We start from the raw sequence: 14400 nt of genomic DNA, 5'->3' as shown, positions 1-14400 counted from the left end.
TTTTTGCTCAAATCCCGCTATTGCCGCGATACGGGAAAGCAGTCGATCGCGGCGACAGGGCGGCGCCGCGATCGACAATGTCATCCAGAAAATGCAATTGGTTCAGCTGAAGCTCAGGCCAGCGTCGAGCGTGCGGAGAGAAAAACCTGCGGCTCGAAGGCAAAATCCTTGTCGAAAGGATAGGTCGGACGCTGCTTGCGCAGCCGCGGCAGGCGCTCGACGAACTGATCGACGACCCCTGTTGATAGCGCCATCAGGTTCGGATTGGCGATCGGCGCCAGTTCCGGCGAGAGATAGCCCGATTTGACGACGATGATGCTGGCCTTGTGTGGGTCGAGGCCGAGCCGGGTGAAGTCGACGATGTTGTGATAGGGCCGACGCTTGGCGGAGAGCACGAGATCGATACCACTGACCGAAACTACCGCCTGGCGGTCTGTGGGATCTGATGTCTCATGCAGGAACTTGACCGTGAAGCGGCCGTGAACGGGCTTGCTACCCTGGGTGTCGAGCGAGGCGCCGACACTGAGCTCCAGTTCCGCACCGATGCCAGCGGCATAACAGGCCTCGGTCGCCGCCTTGTCGGCGATGCCGGCAAAGACGACGCCGGTGGCGCCCCTGGCAATCAGCTCTGCCAGCACATCAGCCCGGTCCCCAACGCCGCCGCCGGTCGGGTTGTCGCCGGATTCTGCAAGCACCACAGGAGCGGTCGGGCTTGCGATCGCCCTTTCGACACATTCCTCGAGCGTGCCGGTCTTGCAGCCGAAGACAAAGTCTTCGCGCGCATCCCAATAAGCCCTCGCGAGGCGTTTGGCCTCGCGCTCCAGCACGGTGCGGTCGGTGCCGGTCATGATCGCGGCGGCGGTGGCGCGCGGTTCGTCGGCCCAGACATAGCCGACCATCAGCGATGCATCCCAGACGCCGTCGATCGCATCGATCCCGGGCAGCATGTCATAGAGGCTCTTTGCCGGCTCATCGACGGTGCTGGTGCGCTCGCCGGGCAGCACGACCGGGATCGGCACCCAGAGCACGACCGGCCTCTCGCCGGTTTTCAGGCTCTTTACCAGCATGGAAACGGAGCGGCGCATCGTCTCTTCGACATCGATATGCGGCGCAGTGCGGTAGGTGGAATAGATATCGAGCGCATCGATGATGCGTTGCGTGACGTTGCCGTGCAGATCGTAGCTTGCCGAGACCGTGCAATCCTTGCCGACCAGCGCACGGGCCGCGCTGATCCAGTCGCCTTCCGCATCCTCCATGCCCTCGACATACATGGCGCCGTGCATGGCGAGATAGAGACCGTCAAGCGGCAGCATCGGCTTCAGCCGCTCGAGGAATTCACCCTTGAAGGCCTCGTAGGTGGCACGCGAAACCGGGCCGCCGGCGATGGCGCGGGCATGGATCGTCGGCAGAAATTCGGCAGCGTAATCCCTGAGGAAGGCGAAATACGGCGCTTCCAGCAGCGCCGCGCCGCGCAGCACGCGGAAATCCTTCTCCTCGTTCAGGACGGGGTTGTATGTGCTGCATTCGATATGAATGCCACCGACGGCGATGCGCATGGGAAACCTCAGTTGATGTTGGGAGCAGTCAGAAAGTTATGGGCGATGCTGGCAACCCGGCTCCAGCGCCGGTATCGACGCGCCGGGTGCGGATCTGTGTCGGTCGACTGAGTTGTGCTGCGATAAACTGAACATTCGGGATCCGATCCGCAGACGCGTCCTTTTGCCTCGACAATAAGTTTACAAACGAACCAATCAACCAAAATAAATTACAATCTTGATCTTCTAAGCCGGCGTCGAGGTCGAAAGTGCCGTAATCGGTGAGCCTCCGACCGGTTCGGTTTCTTCCGTCGGATGCCGCGGGCCGATTGTTGCCGACAAACGCGGCCGCATCGCCATAAAGAAAAAATCCCACTTCGGGATCCCGAAATTCGTCGCGTTTTGGGTGGTGTCGCCGCGAGGAAACATCCAATGATTTCAACACCGCAACCAATTTCGGGATTCCGAAGTGCTATATAGATTATGGTGGGGGTCTGGCTGGCCGATGAATTCAGCGCAGCGCCTCGACAGGTTCGCCGAACAGTAAGTCGATGCGCCCACCCACTCAGAGGCTATCGTCGTATTCTTCGAGAATGGTTATCCAGCTCATGGATTCCTGCCAAAATGAGCTCGGAGCAGCGCAAGGCGTCAAATCTGCTCTTGCCGTGCGTTGGCGCAAGGGCGTCTATCCCGGCGCTAAGCAGACATTTAATTTTATTTGAGAAACTGGAGCGGGCGAAGGGATTCGAACCCTCGACCCCAACCTTGGCAAGGTTGTGCTCTACCCCTGAGCTACACCCGCTCAATCCACATCGGTCCGGGGTAGTTGTTGGACCGTGGGCGCCGCCTCGCGGCGACCGGCGCTATATGGCCTAACGGGTTTTCAAATGCAACAGGGAAATGACGGAGAGGCGAAGAAAAATTCTGGTGTTCGCTGACGCCCGGCAGAAAGGCCGCAAATGCGGGGCAAAGCGTCGGTCGCAAAGATTGCCAAACGATGTGGACCGCCTTAATCAGGACGCCTCGCTTTTTTCCCTTCCTGTCCAATGGATTGCCCGATGTCCGAAAATGCCCCGAAGACAAGAGAAGAATTGTTTGCCTTTCTCGACGGGCTCGGGATCGCCCATAAGACGGTCGATCATGCGCCTGTTTTCACCGTGGCGGAATCGGTGTCGCTGCGCGATGAAATCCCCGGTGGCCACACCAAGAACCTGTTCGTCAAAGACAAGAAGGACAGGTATTTTCTGCTGACCGTGGAGGAAAATGCTGCCGTCGACCTCAAGCAGGTGCATAATGCGATCGGCGGGTCGGGCCGGGTTTCCTTTGGCAGACCGGAGAAGCTGATGGAGTATCTCGGCGTCGCTCCGGGTTCGGTGACGGCCTTCGGCGCGATCAACGATACCGCTGAGAATGTCACCTTCGTGCTCGATGCCGAGCTGATGGCGTACGAGATCGTCAACTGCCATCCGCTATCCAATGATGCGACGACCTCGATTGCGAGCAGCGATCTTATCCGTTTCATGGAAGCGACGGGACATAAGCCACTTGTCTTGAAAGTGACGTCCTGACATACGATTTTAGCGCTAAAGCGCGTCTCGATCTTTTAGATTCGCCTGCCGCGCTTTAGTCTTTGGTTTTGCGCATGCCTTTATCGCAAAACCGCCACACAGTTTTGCGCGACATGCTTTAGCAAAGACGCCGGCAGGATCGGCGCGGCGGGAGATACCTATGAGCGGCAGCGACAACCCCTATAATGCTTCCTTCGGAAATCAGATGACGGCGACGACAAACTTCGGTGCTGCGCCGGAACCCGCGGCTGCGGCCGGCAGCTACATCACGGAGACGACGACCGCGAATTTCGCCAAGGACGTCATCGAGGAATCGCGCAAGCAGCCGGTACTGGTCGATTTCTGGGCACCCTGGTGCGGCCCGTGCAAGCAGCTGACGCCGGTCTTGGAAAAGGTCATCAACGAAGCCAAGGGCCGCGTTCGGCTGGTCAAGATGAATATCGACGACCATCCCTCGATCGCCGGTCAGCTCGGCATCCAGTCGATCCCCGCCGTCATCGCCTTCGTCAACGGCCGTCCCGCCGACGGTTTCATGGGCGCGGTGCCGGAAAGCCAGATCCAGCAGTTCATCGACCGGATCGCCGGTCCGGCCGGCGCCGACGAGGCGGCCGAAATCGAAGCGGTGGTTGCGGAAGCGGCGGAACTGCTTGCCACCGGCAATATCGACGAGGCCGCTCAGCTCTACGGCGCCGTGATGCAGGCCGATCCCGAGAATGCCAAGGCGCTTGCCGGCATGGCCGAATGCATGATCGCAGCCAACCAGCATCAGCGGGCGCGCGAAATACTGACGGAATTGCCGGAAGAGCTGGCGAAAGACGCCGGCATCCAGGCCGTGCTGATGAAGCTCGAGCAGATCGAGGAGGCCCGCAAGCTCGGTGATCCCGTTGCGCTCGAGCGTGAACTGGCCGCCAATCCCGATGACCACGAAGCGCGGATCAAGCTTGCCAAGATCCGCAATGTCGAAGGCCGGCGCGACGAAGCGGCCGACCATCTGCTGCTGATCATGCGCAAGGACCGTGCCTTCGACGACGACGGCGCCCGCCGCCAGCTGCTGCAGTTCTTCGAGGTCTGGGGCTTCAAGGATCCAGCGACGGTTGCAGCGCGGCGCAAGCTTTCGGCGATGCTGTTTTCCTAGGGCGCCGCGCATCCGCAGCACGCGCCACGGTCGGTCTATCGCATTGAATCGGTGCAGGATCTTTTCCGAGAACCGATTCCGATTTTCGGCGTACGAGTTAAGTTTCGAGCATCTGCCCTTGCGTTTTCGGACGAGGGCACCACATTCTCGTCAGGACGGGCAAGCCCGTTACAAGAATGCGGGACGGTTTCATGCAAGTCGGGAATGCCAGATACCTGAAGCCGGGCGATCTGCCTGATGCGATCGCTGTCTTCCCCCTGACCGGCGCCCTTCTGCTGCCGGCCGGGCAGCTTCCCCTCAACATTTTCGAGCCGCGCTATCTGGCGATGCTGGATGCAGCACTGACCGGAAACCGTCTGATCGGCATGGTGCAGCCGGCATTCGGCGAACACGAGGACAAGGGCGGCGAGCCCAACCTTGCCGCCGTCGGTTGCCTCGGCCGCATCACCTCTTTCGCCGAGACCGGCGACGGGCGCTATATCGTATCGCTGACCGGCGTCTGCCGCTTCCGGCTGCTGGAGGAGAAAGCGACCAGCGATCCCTTCCGCATCTTCCGTATCGCCCCTTTTATCGCCGACCTCTCGGCCGCGAATGAGGAGGAGGCGGTCGATCGCGCAGCGCTTCTGACCGCCTTCAAGGCCTATCTCGATGCCAACAAGCTCGAGGCCGACTGGGAGAGCGTCGAACGCGCGAGCAATCTGACGCTGGTCAATTCGCTGGCGATGATGTCGCCCTTCGGGCCGGCGGAAAAGCAAGCGCTGCTGGAGGCGCCTGACCTGAAGACGCGAGCCGAGACGCTGATCGCCATTACCGAAATCGTGCTGGCGCGCGTCTTCGGTGACTCCGATACGGTTCTGCAGTAGACTTCAGCCATGGACGAAAAACTCAGCCGCGTCGATCCAAAGCTGCTCGATCTCCTGGTCTGCCCGCTCTCCAAGGGCCGGCTTTCCTATGATCGCGACCAGAATGAACTTGTCTCGGAAAAGGCGCGGCTTGCCTATCCGATCCGCGACGGCATTCCGATCATGCTGGTGTCAGAGGCTCGCCGTCTTGATGAATAGAGCGTCCTTAGCGTTTCCGATTTCGAGTTATGCGCAAGCGCCTCTTTAAATCGTCTCTCCGGCAAGCAGCCGCGGATTGTCCTTTGCCGTCGTTCCGGCCGCCTGGCCGATGAAGAAGGATTTGAGGCGTGGCAGCCGGTCGACGATGCCGAGTCCGACGTCGCGGGCGATGCGGATCGGCGTTGCGTCGTTGGAGAAGAGCCGGTTCAGCACGTCGGTCGTCACCCCCATACGGAAAGTGTCGAAGCGGCGCCAGGTTTGGTAGCGCTCTAGGATATTGATCGAGCCGATATCGAGGCCGAGGCGATCGGCATCCACGATGGTTTCGGCAAGTGCCGCCACATCTTTGAAGCCGAGATTGAGGCCCTGCCCCGAAATCGGGTGGATACCATGGGCGGCGTCGCCAGCCAGCGCGAAACGCGGCGCGACGAAGGAGCGGGCGAGCGTCAGGCCGAGCGGGAAGGCACGCTTGTCGCCGATCACTTTCAGGCTCCCAAGCTTGTGGCCGAAGCGGCGTTCGAGCTCTTCCTCGAAGATCAGGTCGTCGGCGGCGACCAGCCGGTTGGCATCCGGCGTGCGCTCCGTCCAGACGAGCGAGGAGCGGTTGTTCTTGAGCGGCAGGATGGCGAAGGGGCCGGCCGGCAAAAAGTGTTCCTCGGCGCAGCCGTCATGCGGCCGCTCGTGTTCGACGGTTGCAACGATGCCGGACTGGCCGTAGTCCCAGGTGACGGTCCTGATGCCGGCGAGATCGCGCAGTTTCGAGCGCACGCCGTCGCAGGCAACCAATAGCTTGGTTTCCAGCGTACCACCGTCCGAAAGCGTGACGGTGACATGAGTGTCGTGGGTTTTCAGCTCCGTGGCGCCGAGCCCATGGCGGATATCGATGCCGAGCCGCTCGCAGGCGCCGCGCAGGGCTGCGACCATGGCAACATTCGGGATCATGTGGGCGAAGGGCCGGCCTTCGGAGACTTGGCCGTCGAAGGTCAGAAAAACCGGACGCACCGGATCGGAGGTCTTGGAGTCGGTGACGATCATCTTGGTGATCGGCTGGGCTTCCGGCTCGATCTCGTTCCAGATGCCGAAGACCTCGAGCATCTTTGCCGCCGCCGCGATGACGGCGGAAGCGCGCGTATCGTTTTTCCAGACATGCTCGGGGGCCGCCTCGACGACGGCGACATTCAGATGGGGTGCTGCCTGTTTGACCGCTACAGCGGCGGAAAGGCCGACATAACCCCCGCCCACAACCAGCATGTCCAACATCGCGCCGCTCCCGTACCTTGTGCCTCAGATGTGCTCTATATAGATCATCGCAACTTCACTTCCTACCGCCGGGAGACATAGAAATGACGCGCGAGACATCAGAGCCTTCGGCGATGGAGACGCTGCTTTCTACGCTCGACCTCGAGCCGATCGAGGTCGATATCTTCCGCGGCCGCAGCCCGAAGGTCGGCTGGCAGCGGGTCTTCGGCGGCCAGGTGATCGGCCAGGCGCTGATGGCGGCGCAGCGCACCATCGAGGGCGAGCGTTTCGTCCATTCGCTGCATGCCTATTTCATGCGTCCCGGCGATCCCTCGGTGCCGATCATCTACCAGGCGGAACGCATCCGCGATGGATCGAGCTTCAATACGAGGCGCGTCGTCGCCATCCAGCACGGCAAGGCGATCTTCGCGCTGTCGGCCTCCTTCCAGGTGGAGGAGCCGGGCTTCGAACATCAGATTACGATGCCCGATGTCGAGATGCCGGAGGCGCTGCTCGGCGAGCAGCAGATCAAGGAACAGTATCTCGCGCACGCGCCGGAGGCGATCCGAAAATACTGGCAGCGCGAGCGGCCGATCGAGATCCGTCCCGTCTCGCTGACGCATTATTTTTCCGACAGGAAACTCGATCCGAAGCAGGATGTCTGGGTGCGCGCTACCGGCCCGGTTCCCGACAACAGGCTGTATCAGGCGGCCGTGCTTGCCTATCTTTCGGACATGACGCTGCTCGATACGTCGCTCTATGCGCACGGAACGTCCATCTTCGACCAGAGCCTGCAGGTGGCGAGCCTCGATCACTCCATGTGGTTCCACAGACCCTGCAAACTCGACGACTGGCTGCTTTATACGCAGGACAGTCCGTCGGCTTCTGGCGCCAGAGGATTAACCCGGGGTAGCCTATTTACGCGATCGGGTGAGCTGATTGCCTCTGTCGCGCAGGAAGGTCTGATTCGGAAAAAGGCAAATGAATAAATAATGTGCATCTTTTTGAATTTGCGCGTTATTTGTGCGCTTATCGGCCGGTCATTTGCCTGTTTATTGGCATTATTTATTATAACCTTTACTTTTCAATAACTTACGATCTGCCTTGAATCTGGCACGCCCCTTGAATGTATATCGCCGGTCGCTGTTCAGGAACGTCAGCGGCAAGGAGAGTCGGCTCCGTGCCGAGGATAACGAAGGATGGGAAACCAGATGAAAATTGTGATGGCCATTATCAAGCCGTTCAAGCTCGATGAGGTCCGCGAAGCCCTTACGGCGATCGGTATTCAGGGGCTGACCGTAACCGAGGTGAAGGGCTACGGGCGCCAGAAGGGGCACACCGAAATCTATCGCGGCACCGAATATGCAGTCAGCTTCCTGCCGAAGCTCAAGATCGAAATCGCTGTTGCATCGGAACTCGTCGACAGGGCGGTCGAGGCCATTGCGGCATCGGCCAAGACCGGCCAGATCGGCGACGGCAAGATCTTCGTCTATTCGATCGACCATGCCGTGCGCATCCGTACGGGCGAAACCGATTCAGAAGCGCTGTAAGAACGGCAGATCAAGGAGCTTTTTCCAATGTCAATTTCGAAGTTTTCTTCCACCTTTGCGCGGCTTTGCGCAGCTTCGGCCGCCCTTCTGGCGCCGGCCGTCGCTTTTGCGCAGGAGGCTGCACCAGCTGCTGCCACCGCTGCTGCTGCTCCTGCTTACACCATGGACAAGGGTGACAATGCCTGGATGCTCGTCTCCTCGGCGCTCGTCCTTTTGATGACCATCCCCGGCCTTGCGCTTTTCTACGGCGGTCTCGTCCGCGCCAAGAACATGCTCTCGGTGCTGATGCAGGTATTCATGATCACCGCCGTCGTGGCGCTGATCTGGGTGACTTACGGCTATTCGCTCGCCTTCACCGACGGCGGCTCGCTGAACAGCTTCGTCGGCGGCTTCTCCAAGGCCTTCCTCGCCGGCGTCAACACGTCGTCGCTCGCTGAAACCTTCTCGAAGGGCGTCGCCATTCCGGAATACACCTTCATCGTATTCCAGATGACCTTTGCCTGCATCACGCCTGGCCTGATCGTCGGCGCATTCGCCGAACGCATCAAGTTCTCGGCCGTCATGCTCTTCGTCGTGCTCTGGGTCACCTTCATCTACTTCCCGATGGCACACATGGTCTGGTTCTGGGGCGGTCCGAGCTCCTACACCTCGCCGGCCGGACTGATCTTCTCCTATGGCGCAATCGACTTCGCCGGCGGCACGGTCGTTCACATCAATGCCGGTATTGCGGGCCTCGTCGGCGCCATCATGCTCGGCAAGCGCACGGGCTATAAGAAGGAAATCATGGCTCCGCACTCGATGACGCTGACCATGGTCGGCGCCTCGCTGCTCTGGGTCGGTTGGTTCGGCTTCAATGCCGGCTCCAACCTCGAAGCCAATTCCTACGCCTCGCTTGCCTTCATCAACACCTTCGTCGCCACGGCTGCCGCCGCTGTGTCCTGGTGCATCGTCGAAACCCTCACCCGCGGCAAGGCTTCCATGCTGGGTGGCGCTTCCGGCGCGGTTGCCGGTCTCGTCGCCATTACCCCGGCGGCAGGCTTTGCCGGCCCGATGGGCTCGATCGTTCTCGGCCTGATCGTCTCACCGGTCTGCTACTTCTTCGTCGACGTCGTGAAGAACAAGTTCAACTACGACGACAGCCTTGATGTCTTCGGCGTCCATTGCGTCGGCGGCATCATCGGCGCTCTCGGCACCGGTATCCTCGTCAACCCGGCGCTCGGCGGTGCAGGCATCGTCGATTATTCGACCGCCGATTTCGCAGCCTCCTATGCCGGCACGGCAACCCAGGTCTGGGCTCAGGCCAAGGGCGTGCTGACGACGCTGCTGTGGTCGGGTATCGGCTCGGCGATCCTCTACAAGATCGTCGACGTCGTCATCGGCCTGCGTGTCACCGTCGAAGCCGAGCGCGAAGGTCTCGACCTCTCGACCCACGGCGAAGCCGCTTACCACTCTTCCTGATCACAGGGTTTGCGGCGCCCGGCAGAAGGGCGCCGCTTCACGGCCCGTCGCGGCCTATCTAACCATAGACCGCATTTGGCCCGGACCTTCCAAGGTTCGGGCTTTTTTCATTTCCCGGTCTAGAATTGTCGTCCAGCCATGCATGGTTAACATCGCTTTAACCCGGCTCTGATTAGGTAGAGTGGACGCATTTTGGCACGGCGAAGCTTCAGCGATTCGCGTGTCCTCAGGCATTGGACGGGTTAGACACATGGCAAGAAGCACGTCGCCGGCAATGGATGGCCGTCCGGATCGGTTCTCCTTCTCGGCATTCATGCTGCGGCAGATCCAGGCGCTCATCGGCTTTGCGATCTTTCTGCTGCTGGCGTTCTGCGTCGCGGCGCTGGCGACATGGAATGTTGCGGATCCGAGCTATTCCTATGCGACCGCTAACCTGCCGACGAATATTCTCGGTTACAGCGGGGCTGCCTTTGCCGATATCGTCATGCAGTTCCTCGGGCTTGCCAGCGTCGTTTCGATGCTGCCGATCGTCGCCTGGGCGCTGACGCTGATCTCGGGTCGCCGCTTCAGCCGTATTCCGGCCCGTGGCGGCGCCTGGTTGGCCGGTTCGGTGCTTTCCTGCGCCATCATCGGCTGCTTTCCGCCGCCGCTCACCTGGCCGATTCCGAACGGCATCGGCGGCGTCGTCGGCGACATGATCCTGCGTTTTCCCGCACTCTTCGTCGGCGCTTATCCCACAGGCACCTTCGCCATGGTCGTCGGCTGCATCTTTGCCGCGCCGACCGCCTGGATGATGCTCTTTGCCTCCGGCCTGGTCGGCCGCAGCGACGCCGACGAGGAGGTCGAGGAGGAGTACGTCGATACGCGCAGTAGCAAGGCCCGCGTCGTCGGAGACGAGGACGAGGAGGAGGACGAATCCCGCTGGGTCGCTCTCAGCGGTGCCGTGACGCATGCCTGGTATATGAGCCAGGGCCGACTGCGCCGGCTCTTCGGCATGGGGCCGCGCAAGCGGCGCCAGGGCGATTACGAATCCCCTTATGATTTCAACGATGACGAGTTCGGCACGCTGAACGAACCCGTGCGCGCCAAGGCGCCGACCGCTCGCGGCGAGCGCATGGAACCGTCGATGGAGCCATCGATGGGAGCAAGGACGGCTTCGCCGCGGCGCGTCGTTTCCGCGCCGTCGCTGTCCATCGATGACGACGACGATAATGACGACGACCTGCCCTTCGATACCGATATGCCGCCGCGCCCGGCCGATATCCTGCCCGACGACGATGACGAGGACTGGATGATCCGCGCGCCGGCAAAGGCCGCCGGCAAGCCGGAACCGCGCGTCATCCCCGTGGTCGCACGTCCGAAGCCCAGCGCCCGCATCGAGCGGGAGGCGCAAGGCTCGTTCATCCGTCCCGAGGGTTTCCAGCTTCCGTCGATGCATCTGCTCGCCGAACCAAAGAATGTCGTGCGCGACTCCACGCTTTCGGCCGATGCGCTGGAGCAGAACGCCCGCATGCTCGAAGGCGTGCTCGAAGATTTCGGCGTCAAGGGCGAGATCATCCATGTCCGCCCCGGCCCGGTCGTCACGCTCTACGAACTGGAGCCGGCACCCGGGATCAAGTCGTCGCGCGTCATCGGCCTTGCCGACGATATCGCCCGCTCGATGAGCGCCATTGCCGCCCGCGTCGCCGTCGTGCCCGGCCGCAACGCGATCGGCATCGAATTACCGAACCAGACGCGCGAGACCGTCTATCTGCGTGAACTCATCGCCTCGAGGGATTTCGAGGGCAGCAAGGCGAAGCTCGCCATGGCGCTCGGCAAGACGATCGGCGGCGAAGCCGTCATCGCCGACCTCGCCAAGATGCCGCATCTGCTCGTCGCCGGCACCACCGGCTCCGGCAAGTCGGTCGCGATCAACACGATGATCCTGTCGCTGCTCTACCGCATGACGCCGGAACAGTGCCGGCTGATCATGATCGATCCGAAGATGCTCGAACTCTCCGTCTATGACGGCATCCCGCACCTGCTTTCGCCCGTCGTCACCGATCCGAAGAAGGCCGTCGTCGCGCTCAAATGGACCGTGCGCGAGATGGAAGAGCGCTACAAGAAGATGTCGAAGATCGGCGTGCGCAACATCGACGGCTTCAACACCCGCGTCGAGCAGGCGCTGTCGAAGGGCGAGGCGATCTCGCGTACGGTGCAGACCGGATTCGACCGCCACACCGGCGAAGCGATGTACGAGACCGAAGAATTCGATCTGCGGCCGATGCCCTATATCGTCGTGATCATCGACGAGATGGCCGACCTGATGATGGTCGCCGGCAAAGACATCGAAGGCGCCGTCCAGCGTTTGGCGCAGATGGCCCGTGCCGCCGGCATACATGTGATCATGGCGACACAGCGTCCGTCGGTCGACGTCATCACCGGCACGATCAAGGCGAACTTCCCGACCCGCATCTCCTTCCAGGTGACCTCGAAGATCGACAGCCGCACCATCCTTGGCGAACAGGGCGCCGAGCAGCTGCTGGGCATGGGTGACATGCTCTACATGGCGGGCGGCGGGCGTATCCAGCGCGTGCACGGCCCGTTCGTTTCGGATGTCGAGGTGGAAGAGATCGTCTCCTACCTGAAGACCCAGGGCTCGCCGCAATATCTCGACGCGATCACCGCCGATGATGACGAGGATGGCGATTACGGCGGCGGCGGCGGCCCGGCCGGCACGTCCAATCTTTCCGAATCGGAAGATCCCTACGACCAGGCGGTCGCCATCGTGCTGCGCGACGGCAAGGCATCGACATCCTACGTCCAGCGCCGCCTCGGCATCGGCTACAACCGCGCTGCCTCGCTCGTCGAGCGCATGGAGAAGGAGGGCATCATAGGACCGGCCAACCATGCCGGCAAACGCGAGATCCTCGTTCCCACAGAAGGCGACATCCTCGACCGCTGACAGAACAGGCATATATTTCCAATACAGCCGCTTTTGCGGAAACCTGATAGCGCCGAAGCCGTTACCTCTCGCAGGCCGATCGCAACGCCTTGAAGACGCCGCCTTTCGGCAGCATGCAGATCGCATAAAGGAGATTTAGATGAGTCACTCCGATACCTTCCTCTCCGGCCTGACGGTAACGCGCCGCGACCTTCTCGGCGCCTTTGCCGTCGCTGCGATAGCGAGCGCCATTCCCCTTGGTGCTTATGCGCAGGCGGCAGCTCCCGCCTCCGGCACGGCGCAGGCGATCGCCGATCATTTTTCCGGCGTCACGACGATGCAGGGCGAATTCGTGCAGTTCGGCCCGCGCGGCGAACAGACCGGCGGCAAGTTCTTCATCCAGCGCCCCGGCAAGCTGCGCTTCAACTATGACGATCCGTCGCCGATGCGGGTGATCGCCGACGGCAAGAACGTCGCCATCGGCAATATGAAGCTCAAAACCTGGGATCTCTATCCGCTGTCCAAGACCCCGCTCAGCCTGCTCCTCGCGCAGCATATCGATCTGTCGGCGGGCATGGTGAAGGGCGTGAAGGAAGAGTCTGACCTGACGACGATCGCGCTCGGCAACAATACGGTGTTTGGAAACTCCACCATTACCATGATGTTCGACCCGAAGACTTACGACTTGCGTCAGTGGACGATCACCGACAATCAGGGCAAGGACACCTCGGTGATGATCTTCAATGTCAAAACCGGCATGCAGTTCGAGGATCGCGTCTTCCGCGTGCCCTATGAGACCATTCCAGGCACGCCGCAGTCGCGCGACTGAGAGCTTTTCGGTTGATCGCCGGCCGCTTTTACCAGATCCGGATGTTTTCAGGCCGATTGGCTTGAAAACATCCGGATCTCAATCAACGATTTGAGCATGATGTCGTCCGAAAACCGCTCACACTTTTCGGCATCATGCTCGTGGCTGGTTCCCTCGCGTCCGCCTTTGTTTTAAAGCCCTTCATGAAAGCGCGTCGCGTCGAGCTGCGGTTCGGCCGGCATGCAGGCATTGGACGCGAGAGGGTATGGGGCATGGGTTTTTCGATCACCACCTGGAACATCAATTCGGTGCGGCTGCGCATGCCGATCGTCGAGCAGCTCGTTCTCAAGCACAGGCCCGATATTCTCTGCCTGCAGGAAACCAAGGTGACGAACGACCTGTTTCCGGCGGCACCGCTCAGGGCTTTGGGCTACAATCACATCATCATCCATGGCCAGAAGGGTTATCATGGCGTGGCGATCGCCTCGCGCATTCCGTTGACCGAGGATCACCGGCAGGATTATTGCGGCATCGGCGATGCGCGTCACATCTCGGCGATCTTCGAGCGCGGCAATCGTCGGGTTCGGCTGCATAATTTCTATGTCCCGGCCGGCGGCGACGAGCCGGATCGCACGATCAATCCGAAATTCGGCCACAAGCTCGATTTCATCGAAGAGATGAAGCTGCTGAAAGCCAATGGCGAGGCCAACACTTCAGCCATCCTCGTCGGTGACCTCAACATCGCGCCGCTGGAGCATGACGTCTGGTCGCACAAGCAGCTTCTGAAGATCGTCAGCCATACGCCTGTCGAAACCGAGGGGCTGCTCGAGGTGATGAAGCGCGGCGCCTGGCTCGATCTCATGCGTCAGCATGTGCCTGAAAACGAGAAACTCTACACCTGGTGGAGCTACCGCGCCAAGGATTGGGAGGCCGCCGACCGCGGCCGCCGTCTCGACCATATCTGGTCGTCGTCGGATCTCGGGCCGCATCTCAAGCGAATCGAAATCCTGAAAGAGGCGCGCGGCTGGGACCGGCCCTCCGACCACGTACCGGTGACGGCGCATTTCGATTTCTAGGGCGATTCGGTCCAGCTTTTTGTAAAGGGCAGAAGCGCTCTAACTGG

General features: G+C 61.0%; 13 protein-coding genes and 1 tRNA gene. 10 read left to right on the top strand and 4 right to left on the bottom strand.

Annotation, left to right across the window (positions count from 1 at the left end; all coding sequences use genetic code 11):
* Positions 1-113: 113 nt before the first annotated feature.
* The 3 genes from AC245Y_RS21170 to AC245Y_RS21160 form a co-directional block, all read right to left on the bottom strand.
* Entirely contained in the window at positions 114-1556 is a 1443-nt protein-coding gene (locus tag AC245Y_RS21170) for a M81 family metallopeptidase (protein ID WP_012759393.1), read from the bottom strand.
* Positions 1557-1584: 28 nt separating this feature from the next.
* Entirely contained in the window at positions 1585-1989 is a 405-nt protein-coding gene (locus AC245Y_RS21165; RefSeq protein WP_157628344.1) for a hypothetical protein, read from the bottom strand.
* Positions 1990-2262: 273 nt separating this feature from the next.
* Positions 2263-2337, bottom strand: a tRNA-Gly gene (locus AC245Y_RS21160).
* A 256-nt stretch (positions 2338-2593) separates the two neighbouring features.
* Here AC245Y_RS21160 and AC245Y_RS21155 point away from each other — a divergent pair.
* The 4 genes from AC245Y_RS21155 to AC245Y_RS21140 all read left to right on the top strand — a co-directional run bounded on the left by AC245Y_RS21155 (position 2594) and on the right by AC245Y_RS21140 (position 5299).
* A complete protein-coding gene (locus tag AC245Y_RS21155) occupies positions 2594-3103 on the top strand; it encodes a prolyl-tRNA synthetase associated domain-containing protein (protein WP_012759392.1) in 510 nt (169 codons plus the stop codon).
* A 160-nt stretch (positions 3104-3263) separates the two neighbouring features.
* On the top strand, positions 3264-4238 hold the full coding sequence (trxA, locus tag AC245Y_RS21150) for a thioredoxin (RefSeq protein WP_017995462.1): 975 nt from the start codon (positions 3264-3266) through the stop codon (positions 4236-4238).
* 176 nt (positions 4239-4414) lie between these two features.
* Entirely contained in the window at positions 4415-5101 is a 687-nt protein-coding gene (locus AC245Y_RS21145; RefSeq protein WP_017995461.1) for an LON peptidase substrate-binding domain-containing protein, read from the top strand.
* A 9-nt stretch (positions 5102-5110) separates the two neighbouring features.
* Complete coding sequence (locus AC245Y_RS21140; protein WP_017995460.1) at positions 5111-5299, top strand: Trm112 family protein; 189 nt, start codon at positions 5111-5113, stop codon at positions 5297-5299.
* Between the two features lie 45 nt (positions 5300-5344).
* On the opposite strand, the gene AC245Y_RS21135 is transcribed toward AC245Y_RS21140, so the two are convergent.
* Complete coding sequence (locus AC245Y_RS21135; protein WP_012759388.1) at positions 5345-6559, bottom strand: ubiquinone biosynthesis hydroxylase; 1215 nt, start codon at positions 6557-6559, stop codon at positions 5345-5347.
* Positions 6560-6642: 83 nt separating this feature from the next.
* On the opposite strand from AC245Y_RS21135, the gene tesB reads away from it, so the two are divergent.
* From tesB to AC245Y_RS21105, 6 genes are all read left to right on the top strand, one after another.
* Positions 6643-7527: an acyl-CoA thioesterase II gene (tesB, locus tag AC245Y_RS21130; protein WP_012759387.1), complete on the top strand. Its 885-nt coding sequence runs from the start codon at positions 6643-6645 to the stop codon at positions 7525-7527.
* 210 nt (positions 7528-7737) lie between these two features.
* Positions 7738-8088 carry a P-II family nitrogen regulator gene (locus AC245Y_RS21125; protein ID WP_003543684.1) on the top strand — a complete coding sequence of 117 codons (351 nt, stop codon included), beginning with the start codon at positions 7738-7740 and terminating at the stop codon, positions 8086-8088.
* Positions 8089-8115: 27 nt separating this feature from the next.
* Positions 8116-9546: an ammonium transporter gene (locus AC245Y_RS21120; RefSeq protein ID WP_017995459.1), complete on the top strand. Its 1431-nt coding sequence runs from the start codon at positions 8116-8118 to the stop codon at positions 9544-9546.
* A 250-nt stretch (positions 9547-9796) separates the two neighbouring features.
* Positions 9797-12490: an FtsK/SpoIIIE family DNA translocase gene (locus tag AC245Y_RS21115; protein ID WP_017995458.1), complete on the top strand. Its 2694-nt coding sequence runs from the start codon at positions 9797-9799 to the stop codon at positions 12488-12490.
* A gap of 139 nt (positions 12491-12629) precedes the next feature.
* Positions 12630-13298: an outer membrane lipoprotein carrier protein LolA gene (locus tag AC245Y_RS21110; protein WP_012759384.1), complete on the top strand. Its 669-nt coding sequence runs from the start codon at positions 12630-12632 to the stop codon at positions 13296-13298.
* A 251-nt stretch (positions 13299-13549) separates the two neighbouring features.
* Entirely contained in the window at positions 13550-14353 is an 804-nt protein-coding gene (locus tag AC245Y_RS21105; protein ID WP_026157502.1) for an exodeoxyribonuclease III, read from the top strand.
* Positions 14354-14400: the final 47 nt, after the last annotated feature.

The organism is Rhizobium sp. SRDI943 (assembly GCF_057653695.1).
The sequence above is the reverse complement of the archived record's forward strand: the minus strand, read 5'-3'. Positions and strand labels throughout refer to the sequence as shown.